General features: G+C 40.9%; 10 protein-coding genes and 1 pseudogene. 1 reads left to right on the top strand and 10 read right to left on the bottom strand.

Features of this window, described 5'->3' with window-relative positions:
• Nucleotides 1–166 precede the first annotated feature (166 nt).
• Complete coding sequence (locus V7K53_RS12845; RefSeq protein WP_335197879.1) at nucleotides 167–5,341, bottom strand: two-partner secretion domain-containing protein; 5,175 nt, start codon at nucleotides 5,339–5,341, stop codon at nucleotides 167–169.
• Between the two features lie 445 nt (nucleotides 5,342–5,786).
• Between V7K53_RS12845 and V7K53_RS12840 the strand changes: the two genes are divergently transcribed.
• On the top strand, nucleotides 5,787–8,687 hold the full coding sequence (locus V7K53_RS12840) for a CHAT domain-containing protein (RefSeq protein ID WP_335197877.1): 2,901 nt from the start codon (nucleotides 5,787–5,789) through the stop codon (nucleotides 8,685–8,687).
• A gap of 81 nt (nucleotides 8,688–8,768) precedes the next feature.
• Here V7K53_RS12840 and V7K53_RS12835 read toward each other — a convergent pair whose 3' ends face one another.
• The 9 genes and pseudogenes from V7K53_RS12835 to kdpA form a co-directional block, all read right to left on the bottom strand.
• The gene (locus tag V7K53_RS12835) at nucleotides 8,769–10,532 is read right to left on the bottom strand and encodes an iron uptake porin (RefSeq protein ID WP_335197876.1); all 1,764 of its coding nucleotides are present in this window, start codon (nucleotides 10,530–10,532) and stop codon (nucleotides 8,769–8,771) included.
• A gap of 609 nt (nucleotides 10,533–11,141) precedes the next feature.
• Nucleotides 11,142–11,624: pseudogene (locus V7K53_RS12830) on the bottom strand (chorismate-binding protein); the annotation flags it as partial.
• A 359-nt stretch (nucleotides 11,625–11,983) separates the two neighbouring features.
• Nucleotides 11,984–13,444 carry a hypothetical protein gene (locus V7K53_RS12825; protein WP_335197875.1) on the bottom strand — a complete coding sequence of 487 codons (1,461 nt, stop codon included), beginning with the start codon at nucleotides 13,442–13,444 and terminating at the stop codon, nucleotides 11,984–11,986.
• 108 nt (nucleotides 13,445–13,552) lie between these two features.
• On the bottom strand, nucleotides 13,553–13,951 hold the full coding sequence (locus V7K53_RS12820) for a hypothetical protein (RefSeq protein ID WP_335197874.1): 399 nt from the start codon (nucleotides 13,949–13,951) through the stop codon (nucleotides 13,553–13,555).
• 135 nt (nucleotides 13,952–14,086) lie between these two features.
• Nucleotides 14,087–14,452 (bottom strand): potassium transporter TrkA, encoded by a 366-nt coding sequence (locus tag V7K53_RS12815; protein WP_335197873.1) that lies wholly within the window; start codon nucleotides 14,450–14,452, stop codon nucleotides 14,087–14,089.
• A gap of 293 nt (nucleotides 14,453–14,745) precedes the next feature.
• A complete protein-coding gene (gene kdpC / locus V7K53_RS12810) occupies nucleotides 14,746–15,384 on the bottom strand; it encodes a K(+)-transporting ATPase subunit C (protein WP_335197871.1) in 639 nt (212 codons plus the stop codon).
• Complete coding sequence (locus V7K53_RS12805; protein WP_335197869.1) at nucleotides 15,384–15,653, bottom strand: potassium-transporting ATPase subunit F; 270 nt, start codon at nucleotides 15,651–15,653, stop codon at nucleotides 15,384–15,386. Before V7K53_RS12805 ends, kdpC begins: the two co-directional genes overlap by 1 nt.
• A gap of 6 nt (nucleotides 15,654–15,659) precedes the next feature.
• Nucleotides 15,660–17,801 (bottom strand): potassium-transporting ATPase subunit KdpB, encoded by a 2,142-nt coding sequence (gene kdpB, locus V7K53_RS12800; protein WP_335197867.1) that lies wholly within the window; start codon nucleotides 17,799–17,801, stop codon nucleotides 15,660–15,662.
• 354 nt (nucleotides 17,802–18,155) lie between these two features.
• Nucleotides 18,156–19,901, bottom strand: a complete 1,746-nt coding sequence (gene kdpA, locus V7K53_RS12795; RefSeq protein WP_335197865.1) for a potassium-transporting ATPase subunit KdpA — start codon at nucleotides 19,899–19,901, stop codon at nucleotides 18,156–18,158.
• Between the last annotated feature and the right edge of the window lie 396 nt (nucleotides 19,902–20,297).

Raw genomic sequence — 20,297 nt, 5'->3', positions numbered from 1 at the left:
ATTCATTAACCGTTTCTTTAATACTCAGATTAAGGGATATGACGAGGTAATGCATTCACCATTTATGCATATATAGTTGCATAATTTGGATGGTGCGATCGCATGATTGTGCGTCCCATTTGGCAGAAAACTGTGTATGCGATTTTTCCAATATGTGCATTTATATTCACGAACAACTTCGACTCAAGATTAATTGCCCGTTGGGTAATCGATACAATCCTTGTGGTTCAATTATTGGGTCGCCTTTTTTCCAGGGACGGGGTGTTGGTTCCACACTACGCACATTACCAGTTGTGTAGGCTGAAGTGAACACATCTCCCGGAGTATAGCGTAAAGCACCAGAACCTGTAATGTTAAAAGAGTTTTCTTGTCGTTTAGTGCCACGTGAAATGCAGCTATTAGCGATGAGTGCATTAGTATCGATGACATTTGGTGATAATCCGGTGAAGCTGTTTTGAATCGAACTGTTATCGGGTGTATTGATATTTGTTACACCGGAAACGCCTAATTCTGAACTGGCGGTAATATCACTTTTTTCGGTTAGTTTTGGACGTGACTCGATACCGAAGATACCTTGCGAGTTGATTTGGATGTTTCCACCAGATCCAGTGAAGGCGTTGGCTGTGATGTCGCTATTTTCATCAGGGACGGCGACGATGAAGGGTGTATTAATGGTGATGTTACCGCCATTGCCCCCTGCTTGAGCAGTGCCTGCGGTAGTGGAAATTTGGCTGCCATTGCGTAAGAGTAAGTATTGGGAAAGATTTAAATTGATGTTGCCACCATCAGTAGAGGCTGTTCGAGCAGTGATTTGACCGTTATTGAGGCGGGCAATATTACCATTAATATTAATATCGCCTGCTGTACCTTTTCCCTGGCTGCTACTGCTAATAATTCCACCATCTGCGACGTTCAACAGTGGCGTTTCAATTGTTAAACTTCCACCATTACCTGTACTTCTTTGAGATGCACCAGTAGTAATTTCGCTAGTTCTTTGTCTTTCAAGCGAGCCTTTTGATACACCTGTAACATTTACAGATTCGCTAGCACGGATGAATAATTTTCCTGCATCACCATCTCCTTGAGTTTGAACAAAAACTTCAGCACCGTCTCTTACACTTAATTTTCTAGTTTCAATCGTCAAATTTCCACCTTGTCCTTTAGATGGCCTGCCGTTTCGAGAATCTATAATACCTGCATCAACTCTTCCATCTGTTTGAACGCCAGCAAAAATACCTGTATTGAAAAAGTTAGGTTTCTCTGTTTCAAATAAATCAATTTCATCGGCACGAATAAAAACATTACCTGCGTCACCATCACCAAATGTAGCAGCTTGGATTTTGCTCCCATCACTGACAATCAATCGCCTAGTTTCGAGAGTTAAGTTACCTGCTCGACCTTTACCAAGTATATCTACTTGAGCGAAGAGACCGCCTGGAAAACCAACCGAACCTACTTGACTCGTATCACCTTCACGTCTATTAATTTGCCCGCTCAATTCCACAGAGTCGGAAGCAAGAATTGTAAAATTTCCTGCATTCCCTTCACCAAGAACACTAGTACCAGTTTGTGAATTTCTAACGATTAACCTTCCTGTTTTAATTGTTATATCTCCAGCATTCCCTCTAGCACCTTCTTGAACATCAGAATCTAAGTTACTATCATTCAATATTTCTACTAAATCTTTAGCCTCAACTGTAATATTTCCTGCGTGTCCTTTCCCATAAGTGCTGGAATTGATTGCACCACCATCTTTAATAAATAAGTTTCCAGCTTGAATATTGACATCTCCACTTTTTCCTACTGCACCAGCACCTAAAAATGCATCAATACCACTATCTGTCCCAGAAATTGTGAATGCATCACGCACGTTGATATTTATATTACCGCCAATACCTTGCCCACCTGGAAGTTCTTCAGAGGCTCTATCAACGCTAACTCCTAATATTCCACTATTAATTAAAGACAATGAGCCAGATGTAATATTTATACTTCCACCATTCCCAACAGCACCAGTTTCTACACTACTAAACGAACCAGTGTATTCATCACTATCTAACCCATCAAAAGTGACTACATCTCTTGCTTGAATCGTGATATTTCCTGCATTTCCTCGTCCGCGAGTAAAGGAATTAATTTGAGCGCCATTGGTTACGGAAAGCGAACCAGTTGTAATGTCGATATTGCCAGCATTACCTTCAGCATCACTAGTTAAAACATTGTTGTAAATTCCTACTGTGTCTAAAGAAGTTGTATCACGAACTGCAATTGTAATGTTACCAGAATCGCCTTTTCCAGAAGTATTAGAGTTTATTCCTTCTGCGTTATTGTTAATAAACAAGTTCCCAGCTTGAACATTAATATCTCCACTACGACCTACAGCATCAGCGCCGAGGTTAGCAAATATGCCGCTATTTGTTCCAGATATTGTGAATGCATCACGGGCGGTGATAGAAATATTACCAGAGTTACCTATGCCATAGGTACTAGAATTGATTTCACTAGCATTTTGAATAAACAAGTTTCCAGTTTTAATATTAATATCACCACCGCGCCCTTCAGCGCCAAAACCTAAAAATGAACTGATTTCTCCAGTATCTTGAATAAAAAGATTTCCAGCTTTGATATTGACATCACCACCACGCCCTACAACACCAGACCCTATACTTGCAAATATACCACTCCCTTCTCCTGAAATTGTAAATACATCACTCACGTTAATATTTGCCGTACCACCAAAACTTTTTTTACCTTGAAGCCCATCTGATGTATTGCTAACATAAACCCCTAACATTCCACCATTATTTAGGGTTAAAGAGCTAGATGTGATATTAACAGTGCCTCCATTGCCAATAGCATCAGCACCAACAACACTAAATGAACCACTTCGATTACCGTTATTATCTTTCCCATCAAAACTGACTGCATCTCTTGCTTGAATCGTTATATTTCCGGCATTACCTAGTCCGCGAGTCAAGGAATTAATTCGAGCGCCATTAGTTACAGAAAGTGAACCAGTTGTGATGTCGATTTTTCCAGCATTCCCTTCAGCACGGCTCTCAACATTGTTATAAATATATGATGCAGCATCTAGAGAAATTGCATTACTGGCTGTGATGAAAATATTACCTGAATCACCTTTACCAGAAGTGCTAGAACCTATTTCTCCACCATTTTGGAGGCTTAAACTTATGGTTTCAATTCTCAAATCTCCACCGTTTCCTTGAGGTAGCTTGACTGTACGAGGATCAAGTTGAACACCAGCAAAAATACCTGTGGAATAGAAGTTTGGTTTTTCAGTCTCAAAAACATCTATATCATCAGCACGGATAAATAAATTACCTGCATCGCCTTGACCAAAGGTTGCAGCTTGTACCTTACTACCATCACTTACGCTTAAGCGTTTAGTTTCAATATAAAGATTGCCTCCTTTTCCTTTACCAGTTACATCTAATTGGGCAAGTATGCCTCCAGGAAATCCATTTTCATTACCAGGGATTTCTCCACTTAATTCTACAGAATCGGAAGCAATAATTTTAAAATTACCTGCATTGCCCTCACCATGTACAACAGAGCCTAATTGGGAATCTCTGACAATTAGATTTCTGGTATTAATGGTTATATCTCCTGTGTCTCCTTTGCCGTAGGTTTCCGAAGCTATAGTCCCACTATTTTCGACAGCAATCTCTCCAGCTTTAATAGTGATGTCTCCACCACGACCTACAGCACCAGTACCTAAATTCCCAAAGATGCCGCTATTTGTTCCAGATATTGTGAATGCATCACGCACATTGATATCTACAGCACCACCTCTACCTTCACCAGCAGAATTTGTATCAGAAGCTTCGTCCACACCAACGTCTAATTTCCCATTGTTAGTCAGGGATAATGAACCAGCAGTGATATTAATCTTGCCACCATTGCCCACTCCACTAGCTAGTACACTACTAAATGAAGCGCTGGGAAATCCATCGCTATCTTTTCCATCAAAAGTAACTTCATCCTTAGCTTGAATCGTGATATTTCCTGCATTCCCTCGTCCGCGAGTAAAGGAATTAATTTGAGCGCCATTAGTTACGGAAAGCGAACCAGTAGTGATGTCGATATTGCCAGCATTACCTTCAGCATCATTACTCTGAACATTGTTGACAATATATGCACCATCTAAAGAAATTACATCACGGGCTGTAATGGAAATATTACCCGAATCACCTTTACCAAAAGTACTAGAAGTTATTTCCCCGCCATCTGTTACTTCAAGGGAGCCAGTTTTAATAGTGATATTACCTGCATTACCCACTGATTGAGATTGTACTGAGTTGAAAATTAGGCTATTTGCCCCTGCAAGCTTGATTTCCCCAGTAGCATCAACTGTAATATTTCCTGCTTGAGTGTTAGCTGTCCCTAATCCTGACCCTATCCCAGCAAAAAATTGACTACCTGCTAAAATATCTAGATTTCGAGCATTTGCTGCAATACTACCGCCACCACCAGCAATAACACCAACTACAGCCTTGTTAGTAAGTGATATGTCTCCTCGTTGTACCCCATCGGGAAAACTTAAACTGAAATTATTCCCATTACTTTGAATTCTAATGCTTCCGGCTTCTGTCAATCCTCCTAACTCAACTCTTCCACCATTAGCTACCAACCATCCTCCATCCATGTTGACATTACCGCCAACAAGCAACAAACTTTTACCATCTGGAACACGCAAACCAAATACATCAACCCCCGCAGGGTCCTTTCCTGCTGGTGCAATTGAGTTATTTTGAATTCCTGCATCTTGATTAATCTGATTAAAGAACAACGCCGAAGGATTTACCGTCAACAATGGTGGTGCTTGGGGATTGGTTGCACTGAAAATACCCTGATTGCCAAACTGCACTCCATTGGCTGTTGTTCCGACAAAACTCCCCTGCACATCTAACTGCGCATTCTGCCCAAACAAAATTCCATTGGGATTAATCAAAAACAAATTTGCTGCACCATCAACTCCCAATGTCCCGAAAATATTTGACGCATTCCCACCTGTTACCCGCGTCAATATCTTTTCTATTCCAGTGGGGTTAGCAAAATACACTCGTTGCCCATCTTCGATATTAAACTCGCTGAAACTATGAAAAAGATTGCTGCCGCGTATTGCACCGCCATCAATTTTGTCGCTTACTGCGCCATTAATGATTAGATTTTGCTTGAGTTGAGAAGCTTCTGTACCCAGAGTATTATCGGGTGTGATTTGTGCATGGGCTGGCAAAGCTTGGCTGAATGCAGTGGATATTAGGCATAAAGAAAGAATGCTTTTAATACTGGCTTTTTGAGGATGATATGGTTGATTCATAAATAATTTACCTTGGATAAATTAGATAAAATCCACAATCAGGTAAACAGCAAGGTAATGCATTTACCTTTTATGCAAATATAATTACATGATTCTGTATGGTGCGATCGCACAATTTATGCTTGCATATAATGCATCTAAAATGTGCTAAATACCTGTATATACCGTTAGTCTGAGGCTAAGACAACTAAGCCTAACCCAAAATAAAGTATTTTAAGTTTTGTCTATTTAGCTTGCACTTCCAGTCACCAAATGCAAGGAAAATTGCATAAAACTGCACACTTTCCCAAAACTCAGTTTTCGATTCCTATTTCTGGTAATTTAAAAATAAAATGCATACAAGTATTTCCTCTATCAATTGATTGTGAGCAAATAAGCTGTATAAAAGATAACTTGATAACTTGTTTAAATCAAATACCAGATGCAGACATTGCTGAATTAAAATATGAAATCCCCAAAAAAATATCTTAAACTCTTATTCTCTAAACCTTTACGACCACCATTTGCCTTTCGCTTCTCCCAAGGAAAGAAGTTTCGAGCAGCAGATTCCGCCACTCGATTTGTTTTATCTGCAAGGCGAATTCGTCTCTTCACCCAGCAATACAAAAAACTAAATCGTCATCGATTGATTAAAGTATTATTTTTGGCAAGTCTCGTAATTTGTTTATTGTGTGGACAAGTTGTATCTGCACAAACTCCAAATGTCACTGCACTAGTTGAACAAGGAATTAAAGACTATAATACCGGAGACTTTTGGAATGCCATAAAAAATTGGCAAGAGGCATTAAATCAGGATAAAAATAATCCGTCAGTTACAGCGGTTGTGAATGAAAATTTGGCGCGTGCTTACCAAAAAATAGGAGAAAATAAAGCAGCAATTACATCCTTGTCGGCGGCAATTAATGACTATGAGAAGATAGAAAATTTCCAGCAAGTCGGACGCATGAAGTCAGAACTTGCCCAAGTTTACAGCAATTTAGGACAGCCTCACAAAGCGATCGCACTTTTGTGTGGCAAACTAGTAGCTAAGTCGAAAAGCTCCGAAAATCAACCAATTCAGGCAGAAAAATGCACTCCAGAAAGTGCCGAACAAATCGCCACTAAATATAACGACAAACGAGGTCATGTTGCGGCTTTGGGTATTCTCGGTGAAGCATATCGCTTAATCGGAAGTTACGACCAAGCAATTAAATATTTAAACACAGCCCAACAAGTTAGTCCAGAATCTAAGTTTTTGGTGTTTAATAGTTTGGGCAATGCTTACAAAAGTCGCGGTCAATTGCGAGAGTTACAAGCCGATTCGGCAAATAAAGCTGGTATTCTTAGTAAAGAACAAGAATTTACGCAAAAGTCACAAGAAGACTACGACAGAGCTTATCAATATTTTCAAAATAGTATAAAATTCGCCCGCAACGAAAAAGAACATTTAGCAGAAATGCGGGGATTATTAAATTTAATTCAGTTGGCTTCCCAGACAAATAAGAGCAAATTTATTAATGATGAGGAGTTTAACAAAGCCCTGAAGGATGCTTTAAAAGTTCTCGAAAATTTGCCCGATTCAGCGACAAAAGTCTATGGCGCGATTGATTTAGCATACTTGCAACGCGATACTCAAGGAACTTCACCTTTTACCTACTGTCCAACTCAACTAGTTTTATCTGGTGACAACCAAGCATTAAATTTGCTCGAAAAATCAGTATTAACAAGTAAACATTTACAAGATAATCGCCTAATTTCTTATGCTAATGGTGCTTTGGGCCATTTCTGGGAATGTAGCCCAGATAACGACAAAGCATTAAAAAATCAAAAAACATTAAATAATGAAAAGGCATTAAAATATACCCAAGCTGCTCTCATCGCAGCAGACAGCAAGTTAAGTGCAAAAGATAGCTTGTATTTGTGGGAGTGGCAAGCCGGACGGATTTTAGATGAACAGCAGCGAAAAGAAGAAGCGATCGCATCTTATCAACGAGCATTTGATACCTTAGAAGATATCCGCCAGGATATTTTGACTGCCGAACGAGATGTACAATTTGACTTCCGCGATGTTGTTCGCCCACTATACCGAACATTGGCACAGTCACGGCTCGATTTGCTTGGAGTTGGGGCAATTGCAGACGAAGGACGTGCGAAGGAACTATCAAAAGTAGTTAACACCATCGATGCGTTGAAACTCGCAGAATTACAGAATTATTTTGGCAATGATTGCATTTTGAGTGGGTTGAATCCCAAACAGGTGGGCGAACTCCTTGAAGATAATAGTGTAGCGTTTAAAAATACTGGCTTTTTGAGTTCAATAATTTTAGATGGCAAAACCGGGATATTATTGCAGTTACCCAATCAAGCAACTAAATTTAAGTGGATTGAAGACCCCAATCAACAAGGTGACAAAGTAGTTAGTAGCAATACTTTACAGAAAAAAATTGCCGAGTTTCGCACCGGACTAGTTAAAAGAGAAGAAATTAACTACGATACAACAATTGCATCACAGCTTTATGATTGGATAATTCGCCCCTTTGCTGAAGATATCAAACCGGAGAAAATCAAAACTCTGGTATTTATTCAGGATGGGTTTTTGCGTAGCGTTCCAATGGCGGCACTTTATGACAGCAAACTCAATAAATATTTAGTTGAAACCTACGCGGTTGCCACAACTCCCAGTTTACGACTTAACACACCTAAACTACGCGATCGCAGTACGCAAAAGGCGTTAATTTTGGGTTTGACAAAAGAAGCCACCATCGACGGCAAGACTTTTGAACAGCTTTTTGCAGTTCCCGATGAAGTCAGTGCAGTTGAAAGTATATTCCCCAATCATACCCCCCTGATTGACGATAATTTTCTCGCCGAAAGTTTTCAGCAAACACTTGACAAAACCACATATCCCATTATTCACATAGCTAGTCACGCTCAATTTGGGATTATTCCTGAAGACACCTTCATTGTCACCGGGAAAAACCAAAAGCTTACCATTAGCCAATTAGAAAAATCACTGCGAAACCTCAACAGCAAATCAGATAGCGTCGAACTACTCACACTCACTGCCTGTGAAACCGCAGTTGGCGATGACCGTGCCACATTAGGATTAGCTGGAGTTGCATTGCAAGTTGGGGTTAAAAGTGCGATCGCATCTTTGTGGAGTGTTACCGATCAATCGACATCCGAACTAGTAAAAACATTTTACACCAACTATCGCAACACTGGCATGAGTATTGCAGAGGCTTTGCAAACGGCTCAAATCAGAATGATTCATGCTAAGAAATTACCGCCATCTGAAGGTGTCAATACTATGTACGATCATCCAGCATATTGGGCACCAATGGTTGCGATCGGTAATTGGCTTTGAAAAAAAGATCCCCAGTATCACAAGGCGGAAGTCAAAAGGGACGCATAGTTATGCGTCCCTAAAGCAAATTGCTGTAAACCTTTAGAAAGTGAAAGTTGTTCTCAGCGTACCGATAATTGCATCATCGTTATTGCTGTTTTGACCAGGAGAGGTCAACCAGATTACGCCAGGGGTGATTGAGATATTATCTGACACGCGATACTTGTAAAAGCCTTCAAAGTGATAAGGTATATCATTACCAGTACCAGCAAAAGCTCCGCCTCGGTTAAAGGCATAAGGTTCAGCACCTGCAAAAATCCCTAAAACGTTACCCTTTTTACCGAAGTCAGGTAAGGCTAGCCCAAGACCGTAGCTCCAAGCTTCATAATCATCACCAGCACCAAAGCCTGTGATATCGTGGTAAGAAACGAAGCCACTGACTGACAGTTTGTCGCTGGGTCTGAAAGCTGCTTCTATACCGTAAGAATTACTGGAAGATCCGTTTAGGGTAGTTAGAGTGTTAGCTTGACCAGTACCTACGACGCGGTTAGTACTACCCAAACCACCACCTAGATCGAATAAATTACCACCCCCAGCACCATGATAACCGTGAACGTAGGTAGCAGCTATAGATAAGCGATCGCCAACACTAAAGTTCAATTGTCCCAAGGCTGCATAGTTACCCTCTAACAAACCTTGATTTGTCCCAGGATTATTAGCATTTGATGCCAAGTAGCCTATAGTCAGTGAACTTGGTTTGAAAAAATTGCCACCCTTACCAAAGGGTAAAGTCAGTGCCGCACCTGCACCACCACCAATGCGATAAATCGGACTTTCAGAAGCAAAGGTAGACAAAGCACCATTACCGCCATCAAAGTCCTCAAAATAAGGGTTGTTAGTGGCAACATAATCGCTATGAATACCTCCGGTGCCCGCAAAGTAGACTTGGGCTGGACCTATGGGTACGTAATAAGCTAGCCAGTCGATAATGACACTGTTGTTACTAGTGCTGCCGAGTTGAAATGTTTGCGTACCTTCAGCAGTATCGATAGCACCACCACCATTCCCTACTTGAGTAAAGGCTAGTGCATTCCCGGCTGCAAGACGGGTGTGTAAAACATCTTTACCCGTGAAACTGGTTTGCAAGTCTAAACGTACCCTATCTTGGAAGACAGTATTATTGGCATCACCACTATTATTGCCAAATATATCAGTAACGACAAAAATGGCTTCACCCACCAATTTTGTGGTAGTGGAAAACTGATTAGCTTCAAGTTCAGCAGTCCGTGCTTCTACAGAATCTACTCGACCACGCAGAGTTGCCAGTTCTGCCGAGAATTCCTCTTGCAAACGCTGGAGAGTCGCCAAATCCTGTTTTGTTACCAAGTCAGCAGTTGCTGTCGCAATCAGTTCATTAACTCGATCTAAACAAGCATTCAAACCTGCGGCAAACTCATAACGAGTCAGTGCCCGATTGCCACGGTAAGTAGAATTTGGGTATCCTGCAATACAACCGTACCGCTCAACTAAGGATTGCAAAGCTTGGAATGCCCAATCAGTCGGCTGTACATCAGAAAATTGAGAAACTGATGTGACTTGAGACAGTGAATTCTGGTTCTTGCCTTCGTTGCTGTAGCGATTAACCTCTTCTAAAACCTTATTTTCATCAGTCTTTTGGGCAACCAATTGCTGATTAACTTTTGGTTGCTCTGTTTGAATGAATATTGAAGCATTAGCAGCTATTGGCTTTGTATCTTCAGAAGAACTTGCTACTTCAGCAGCAGCCATAGCCTTAGCGGAAACCAACACCGTCACTCCCAAAACTACTGGACTTAGTACCAGAGTTTTCCACAATAGATGAGACATTTTTATTTTCCTTTTCCAAAAAATAACCAAAATCAGTTGGTTCAAGAAAAAGAGAACAAGTGATTATTCTACTTGTTGGGAATCTTATCAGATTGCTGTTACCTAAGCTATATATCTAAGAAAATTTTTCCAGATCGGGAATTGTCAAGTTTTGCAGATATCTTCTTTGCCAAAGGTTGAGTTTATAATAAGGGAATTTAGGTCGTTTTTGTGCTATTTATGGACTTTAGCTTCTTGTTTTTAACCCTGATTTGCGTTTGTTGCTTTTTATCTTTAAATTTATTCCTGAATCAAGGAAGTGTATTTCTATATAGGGTTTTGCTTATAAATTAGTAATTATTGATTATTAATTATTTTGAACCTCCAACCTGCCGAATGTTGGATAAATCAATACTGTTCAGTTAAGCCAAAAATCCTTAGTAAAGACACAAAATTTTACTTCTTACCGCTGCACTAACGCGTCTCTACAGGTTGAAAATCAGTACCAAAAATCTTTATCCAAGGGGATTTTGATATAAATTTTAGTGTAAATAATCTTTAATAGTAGCCAATTTTGTGTCGGGATAGGCTACCCTCAAACATATCTCCATCCTTATTTAAGCCCCTGATTTAAGCAGATAATTTTTCATAACTATCAGCAGTTGTTGCTTCTAATCCCAGAATGGGATACACATCTGGTTCAGATGTTCCGTGTATCGTCAGAAGCAGAGCGTCGATTAATGCTTTGGCTTTAAGCAGCGTTTCCTGAAACTCCATCTCTGGCTCCGAAAGGGCTATGATTCCGCCACCGATACCAATGGAGGTTTGATTGGGAGTCAAAACAGCAGTCCGAATCAAAATATTCAAATCAGCTGAACCATTCAACCTCAAAAAGCTTATTGCACCTGAATAGACTCCCCGCGCCTCTTGTTCTAAGCGATCGATAATTTGCATGGTGTGGATTTTCGGCGCACCAGTCATCGATCCTCCAGGAAATGCAGCTCGCACGCAATCCACAGCTTGTAAATCCGAACGTAACCGCCCCCGTACTGTTGTCACCAACTGATGTACTGTTGGCTATGTTTCCACATCCATTAATTTTGGTACGTTGATGCAACAAATAAATTATCTAATCCTGTAGGGTGGGCAGTATTCGACTCAGCGCTCACGTCGAATTCCTGCTCACCCTGAATATGAGATGGGTAAGGACACCCATATCACAAGAAAATTTGGGATATTTTTTTTTGGAAGTCCCTAAATCTCGAAAGAATGTGCTAAGTACAGCTTTGCCTAAGTTCGTAGCGAATGAACTCAAACAAACTTTGCGCTCCTCTGCGCTATACTCTGCGTCCCTCTGCGTTAAAACTTAAACCCTGAATTGGTAACGAATTTACGAAACTATGTACTAAGAGAATTTCCCTGGATGAAGAATCATAAAATCTTACAGATTGCTTATTTGCCAAAGGTCATATTTATACAAGAATTTCGCTCGATTTTGTGCCATTTCTAGACTTAATTTTCTTGTTTTTTACCCTAATTTGTGGTAAATCTTTTTTGTCTTTGTAAAAGTAACATATTTCTACTAGAGTTGGCCATATTTCTAGAGAGCCATGAAATTGGCTAATAACATCATCGATAATTCTGGAAACATTTTGCTGAAAAAAGTCTGGTTCAAATCCATAAAAGACTCTCGATAAATTTTCAGCAAATAATTGAAGTGACTGCTTGCGTTCTTCATTCTGAGTAGAAATTGAAGCTTTGACTACCTGTCTGTGGATAGCAGAGATTTTTTCCAAAATTTCCTCAGAATCTTGTAAAGTGACTTCGCCTGAGTAATCAAACTTGATTCCCAAATCGTCAAGATGATAAACACTACTTTTAATCTTCTTTTTCAGCAAGCTACATATTTCTTCATTAAATAGTTCGCTAGCTAAAGGATTACGCATATAGTTATTTCTAATGTGGTTTTGGACAGCATCAACGTGTGCAGATGCAATCCCTTCTTGCTGTATCCAAATCCTGTAGATATAATCTTCAAATCTGAGCCGAGTGGGAAAAAATGGTGGTAAACCTAGCTGATTATCATATCCAGCGACTCCACAATCCATTCTCCAGTTTTTGTTAGTAATAACGGGTCTAAAGTTGGTAAGAATATAAAAATCATTCAGGTCATTGGGACTTATTTGGTTTTCATCATTAAGATACATGTGAATAAAATCAAGGGTATCGATATCATTAGTTCCTGTGCGAAAAGTTTGAGCAATCTTAACGATCGCATTATTCAAGACTCTCCCCTGTTGTAATAAAAGGCTGTTTTCTCGAAAGTAACCTTTAGTTGTATTGGTTTCTAAATCCATTGCTGTATCAAGCACCAATTCTCCAGCCTCGAAGTTTTCTGGTACATGGCTGGCTTTTTGACCTAAAACATCACCAAAAGCAGTGAGTAAGTCAAAAGATTTATGGACATAGCCGCCTTGTTGGCTAGACTTGATTAATTTTCCTCGGCATATTTCATCACCAGATAAAGATTCTGGGCTAGTTTCAATTAATGCATCTGGCCGCATATCGTCATCTGCACTAACCATTAAATGTCCAAGGGTATACATGAGTGTAAAGTTGCGATTTCCTCCATAACTAGGTCGGAATAAGTTTTTTACTAGTGATTCTAGCTTGCGATCGCGCAGTCTTTCGTTTAAAAATGTAATAAATTCCTCTTTTTGTTGTGGACCAACATAAAACACGTCATTGACTGTCTTAGTCTGCTCTAAAAGTGGATAATATTTCTCGTGGTTGGCAATGCTGGAATCGTCAAAGACGATAATTTTTAAAGCATGACCATTAACCCAGAAATTCTCATCATACTTTTCGATGGTCTGTGCTACATCTCTTAGTCGATGAGTCGGAATAACAAATACTGTTTCTTTTTGTTTCATAAAATTTGTCTGTTTTTTTTCAAATGAAGTTTTCAGCCTTCAAACTTTGTTTAAAGGTTCTCAGCCTAACATGGCATCACTCTTATTACAGCTACATCAGGATCTCACCTATTTCGGGCTGTAGTCAGAACAATTGAGTGCTTGTTTTGTTAGAGCAGTAGTAGGATGTACTGCACACTTTAGAAAATAGTTATTGTTAAAAAATTGGCATTTTTTACAGGTATGTTCCTCTAAATATTTGATGCTTACTATTTCGTCTTTATCTTGTGCTGCATTTTCTGGAGGATCTTCTAGTGCCTTGCAGACAGATGAAACGAGAAAAACAACAATTGCCCAAACAAACATGAAGGAAATGTGAGCTAAAAACACTGCTAAAAAGGGAATGTCTCCGTCATGTGGTTTAGTGTCATTATGTGTTGCCTTAGACAGGTTAGCTTCAATCAGGGTAGACTGATGAACACTTTTTTGGGCGGATACATAAAGTCGGAAAAACTCCGAAGTATGCATATTAAAAACCTTTAGTTAGTCGAACTCAGATTCAGTAAAGTTAGGGAGGCAGGAGGCAGGAGGTAAAAATATATTTTATTTGTATTGCTGCAAAGTCGACCTTTTTCTACTTTTCCTCGGGAAATTTTCATCTTTCTAAGAATATGTGGAATTGAAAGTAGTTGCTAGGTCTGAGTCATCTGAATTAACAGATTGACTATCTGCTGGTCGAGCTTCTAATAAGCAACTGTTGAGGGAATAGTAAACAGAATGGATTTTTTTAAGAGTAACTTTGAGAACGGGAATCATCATAGGATGGGTTGCTATTGCCAAAATGTAATCTCTGGCAAAAATACTAAGATTATCTGTTGCTGAAATGACTTGATTTTCTCTTAAAACCCCTAGAAAAACGCATTTATCCGGTAACTTAATATCACTTAAATAAATGCCACAGTAAACGCTATTATCTTCGATAAAGACACCAACCAGACTTGGTTCTAAAGCTTTTTTGTTTTTCAACACAAAATGTTTTTTAACTCTAATAGTATTGTGCAATACTTTTCATAAAAAATATGCTGTTCTTAGGATATATTTTGAAGATATATAGAATGTATTAATTAAATAAAATATATATTTATTAATTAGACAAACAGGTATATATTTAGAGATATAGATTTTATTTATCAATACTAAAAACAAGATTCTCGATTTATTTAATAAATCGAGAATCTAAGATTTTCAATTATAAGTAATCATTAAAGATTACTATAGATAACTATTCCGAATAGGAGACATATTCACTATTTCCCAAGCCCTTATCCCTTAATTTTATCCAGAGCTAAATTCAGCTTTAACACATTAACTCCAGGTTCGCCAAAGATGCCGAGAAAGCGACCATCGGTGTTTTGAGTAATTAAAGTTTCGAGTTGGTTCGATTGAACTCCCCGCGCCTTGGCTACTCGTGCAACTTGTGCGATCGCAGCTTCCGGGGTAATGTGGGGGTCAAGGCTGGAACCAGAGGTGTAAACTAAATCGCCAGTCGGCTGCACACCTGCTTTTTTCAGACGATTGAAGTCACCTTCAATTTTTTTGCTAGGGTCTGGGTCATCTTTACCTTTGATGCGTTCCATTAATGCGGGATTACTGGGAGCCAAGTTACTAGCGCCGGAAACCCCAGTTTGCAAAACTCCCGCATCATCTTTTTTGGGATCGGCGCTACTGTAACTCGTGGTACTGGGACGGCTGTTAAAATAGCGATCGCTACTAAAAGGTTGACCAATCAAAGCAGAACCGACAACTTGACCTGTGCTATTTTTCAGGAGACTACCGTTAGCTTGAAAGGGAAACACAATCTGCCCAATGGCAATCATCGCAAAAGGATAAATAATCGCTCCAATAACCCAGAGTACCAAGGTAGAACGAACAGCTCTACTAGCTTCGCGTGCAAAACTCATTAGAATTTCTCCGGTACAAACATTACAAAAAATAAATAGATGGAAAGCCCTAGTGTCACCAGTCCTAACAATCCCAATCCCCAAGATTGACTGCGGGAAAGTTGTTCGCCAGTAGCGGCATAGACTAGAGGTGCAACCACTAGGTTTAAACACATCGCCAAGAACAAATACAGTGGTAGCTTTTGTCTACGCCATTGACACCAGATTTCAGTTATTTCTTCTAATACTTGGGATGCAAGAATAGTGCGGCGGATCTGAATAGGTTTCATAGTAAATTAAGACAAAGGTAGGATAATATCTATCAGTTTGATGGCAATGAACGGAGCAACGATACCGCCCAGACCAAAGATAAAGATGTTACGACGTAGCAGTTGATCTGCTGTTAAAGGTAAAAACTTCACCCCTCTGAGTGCTAGCGGAATTAGTGCCGGAATAATTAAGGCATTGTAAATCAGCGCCGAGACGATCGCAGATTGGGCACTTTTTAATCCCATAATATTAAGTGCGCCGATTCCAGCGGCGGCAAAGATTGTGGGAATGATCGCAAAATACTTGGCAATATCGTTAGCGATGGAGAATGTTGTCAAGGCTCCACGAGTAATTAGCAACTGTTTACCTATGGTTACTAAATCAATCAACTTCGTGGGATCTGAGTCTAAGTCCACCATGTTAGCAGCTTCTTTGGCTGCTTGCGTCCCCGAATTCATCGCCACACCCACATTTGCTTGGGCGAGAGCAGGTGCATCGTTCGTACCATCCCCAGTCATTGCCACCAATTTACCCTGAGATTGTTCCGAGCGAATCACCTCAATTTTGTCTTCTGGAGTCGCTTCAGCAATGAAATCATCCACCCCAGCTTCCTCGGCAATCACCGAAGCCGTAATCCGATTATCACCTGTGAGCATGATGGTGCGAACACCCATGCGCCGGAGTTGGTCAAATCGTTCCCGCAGACCAGGTTTGACAATATCTTTGAGATAGATGACACCATAAATTTTGTCATCTTGGCAAACAGCCAAGGGTGTACCGCCTAATCGGGAAACTCGCTCATAAGCTGCGTCTATATCATCAGGAACGTTACCACCACGTGAACGGACAAATCCCTTAATGGCATCCACTGCACCTTTGCGAATTTGTTTACCATCGGGTAAATTCGTGCCACTCATCCGGGTTTTGGCGGAAAATTCTACACCTTCGGCTTTATCGATATTGAAGTCTACCCCAGCCTGGGACTTTTCTGCTAAAATCACAATCGATTTGCCCTCTGGTGTTTCGTCAAACAAGCTAGCAGCTAGGGAGACTCGTGCCACATCTATTATTGAGTGGTTATCCAGGGGAATAAACTCGTCAGCCATCCGATTTCCCAAGGTGATCGTGCCTGTCTTATCCAGCACCAAGGTGTTGATGTCGCCGCAAGCTTCTACTGCTCGACCAGAGGTTGCAATGACGTTAAACTGAGCAACTCTATCCATGCCAGCAATCCCGATCGCACTGAGTAAACCACCGATAGTTGTGGGAATTAATGCTACCAATAACGAGATAAGAATAGCAACGCTAGCACCCGCCCGCAAACTGTTTCCCGCCTCAACTCCAAAGGCTGTGCTGATAAAGCTAGCGATGTAACCGACAAATGGGGGCATTGTCGCTACCACAATCAAGAACACCTGCGTTAACACTGCCAACAATACCGTCAAAGCAATCTCGTTGGGAGTTTTGCTGCGTTCTGCTCCTTCTACCAAGGCAATCATGCGATCGATAAAGCCTTGACCAGGATCGGCACTAATGCGAATTGTCAACTCATCGGAGAGTAAGCGTGTACCGCCTGTCACCGAACTGGCAATATCTGTACCTGGTTGCTTCAATACCGGGGCAGATTCCCCAGTGATTGCCGACTCATCCACTGAGCCAATGCCTTTAATTACATCCCCATCGGCGGGAATCATATTATTGGCACTGACTTTTACCAAATCGCCCCGTCGCAGTTCTGTAGAATTGACTTTTACTATAGAACCATCAGGGAGGATTTTGTTGGCAACAGTATCCGATCGCGTCGAGCGCAGTGAATCAGCTTGTGCTTTACCGCGTCCTTCAGCTACGGCTTCGGCAAAGTTGGCAAAAACGAGGGTGAAAAAGAGAATAAAGGTAATCAACCCATTTAAAACGCGTTGTTGGTTAACATCTGCCTGGATTGTGCCAAACAGATTTGGGTTTAGGGTAACAAGCAAGGTAACAATTGTCCCTACCCAAACAACAAACATAACTGGGTTTTTGACAGTAATTCGCGGATCGAGCTTAATAAATGACTCACGAATTGCTCTTTGGTAAAGTCCCCGCATATCTGTTTTGGGGGTGTGTTTGCGCGAGTCACGAGTTCCAGATGGAATACGGGGGGAGGGAGAATCAGTAGTAATTGGCATACATTAAATTTTGAGCATGAGTCTTTGAAGTCGATGAACGGAGTTCTGAAGTCGATGAATGGAGTTCCAATGTCGGCAAACGGAGTTCCAAGGTCGACAAACGGAGTTCCAAGGTCGATGAATGAAGTTCTGAGGTCGATGAACGGAGTTCCGAAGACGATAAATGGAGTTCTGAGGTCGATGAATGGAGTTCCGAAAACGATAAATGGAGTTCTGAGGTCGATGAACGGAGTTCCGAGGTCGATGAATGGAGTTCCGAGGTCGATGAATGGTGTTCCGAGGTCGATGAATGGTGTTCTAACTCTCCTCTGCTCCCCTGCTCCCCTGCACCTCCGCACCTCCGCTCCCCAATCCCTAGCCGATACCTTTGGCAATAAAGAAAGCTTCACCAATTGGGCCTAATGCCAGCACTGGGAAAAATGTAAGTGCGCCCAGGATTAAAATCACGCCTGCGGTAACGCCTGTAAATAGTCCGGTATCCGTTCGCAATGTACCAGTTGTGTAAGGAACCGCTTGCTTACGAGACATACTATCTGCCAAAAACAGCAAACCGATGATGGGAATATAGCGTCCAGCAATTAAACTGAAGCAGGCACTTAGATTCCACCACAGGGCAGTTGCAGTGGTTTTTGCGCCTGTAGCGATCGCCAAAGGTGAAGGTTGTGAATCTCCCAAACCTTCAAAGCCAGAACCATTGTTAGCAGCAGCCGAGGCGTATTCATAGATGACTTGAGCAAAGCCGTGAAAGCCGGGATTGCTAATTCCTGATAATTGATCGGGAAACGCCAAGGCGATACCTGCGGGAATCATAATTGCGATCGGGTGAACCAGCAGAATCAGGAAACTAGCAAGTACAACCTCGCGCTTCTCAATCTTGCGTCCCAAAAATTCTGGTGTGCGTCCTACCATCAACCCTGTAGCGAACACAGCCAGAATCAAGTAAGCAAACAAATATGCAGTTCCAGTACCCTGTCCACCCCAGATAATTTGCAGGAACATATTAGAAAGAGTAATAAAACCGCCGTTGGGCATGAAGGAGTCGTGTAAACTGTTGACTGCGCCGCACATAGTACCAGTTGTACTCGTTGCAAATAGTGCAGATTGTGCCCAACCAAACCGGACTTCTTTGCCCTCCAAGTTCGGTTGCTGACTACCCAGCAGTGAATTCACAGCCGGATTGCCATTGTATTCACCAATGGCAGTGACGATGATAAATACTAAATAGAGAATGCCTACCATACCGTAGACTAACCAAGCTTGCTTAGTATTATTCGCAAACAACCCATAAGTGTAGATTAGGGAAGTTGGAATCGAAAGCATGGCGACAATCTGAATCAAGTTTGAAAATCCATTGGGATTTTCAAAGGGGTGTGCGGAGTTGATGGCGAAAAAGCCACCGCCGTTTTCTCCTAATTGTTTGATAATTTCAAAATGGGCAACAGGACCACGAGCGATCGCCTGACTGATATTCGCATCTTCCAAGGTGGGGAATACAACTGCACCCCCCAGTGTTTCGGGAACGCCAGCTGCCATTAAGACAATGCCACCGACAAGACAAATAGGCAGTAAAATTCGGGTAATCGAGCGAATTAAATCTACATAAAAGTTGCCCAACGATCTACCCGTCAATCCCCGAATAAAGGCAATCCCCACCGCTAAACCAGTAGCAGCAGAGGTGAACATGTGATAACCAAGTCCCCACATTTGGCTGCCATAGCTCATGTAGGTTTCACCAGAATAGTGCTGCTGGTTAGTATTAGTAATAAAAGAAATAGTCGTATGCAGCACTGTATCCCAAGTTGGGGCATCAATCTTGGTTGGGTTTAATGGCAGCCATCCTTGATTCATAATAATCAAGAAAATCAGCAGCCCCATTGCGACGTTACTGTATAAGATTGCCCGCCCATACTGCCAGCCAGTCATATTTTCTTTGGTTTTAACGCCAACCAAAGCATAAAGTACTCGCTCAACGGGATTCAAAATCGGATCGAGAAAAGTACTTTGCTCTAGGTATACCCGCGCCATATAGCGCCCAAAAACAGGAGTAATTGCTACTACAATTAGTAGCGTTAATATAATTTGAATCCATCCTTCTAGCATGAGTTAATCAAACTCCAATCTAAGTAAATTTGAGATAAATATCAGATATTTTCTTGTTATGAATTGGAAATATTTATGAAGTATATCGGCATCCTTCTTGACTAACCAACCTATAGTTATGGTTTTTCTAAATCAATCATGGAGCTTTTTTTGAAAGAACACAAGGTATAAATTGATATTTAAACTAGGCTATATAAGAAATATATGTTTCTATGTATAAGAGTGTTGATCTCGATATATATCTGCAAATATAGAAGGACGGCTAAATACTAAACAAATAGCTATTTGACACTAAAACTAGCTGATACCAATTTAATATGAAGCTGCATAGAATAAAGCTTCCAGGATAAAGTTGTAAGAAGAGACAGAAATTACCTGCTCAAATGTAAGTTGGTC

This window comes from Nostoc sp. (genome assembly GCF_036917355.1).
Lineage (GTDB): Bacteria > Cyanobacteriota > Cyanobacteriia > Cyanobacteriales > Nostocaceae > Nostoc.
The sequence above is the reverse complement of the archived record's forward strand: the minus strand, read 5'-3'. Positions and strand labels throughout refer to the sequence as shown.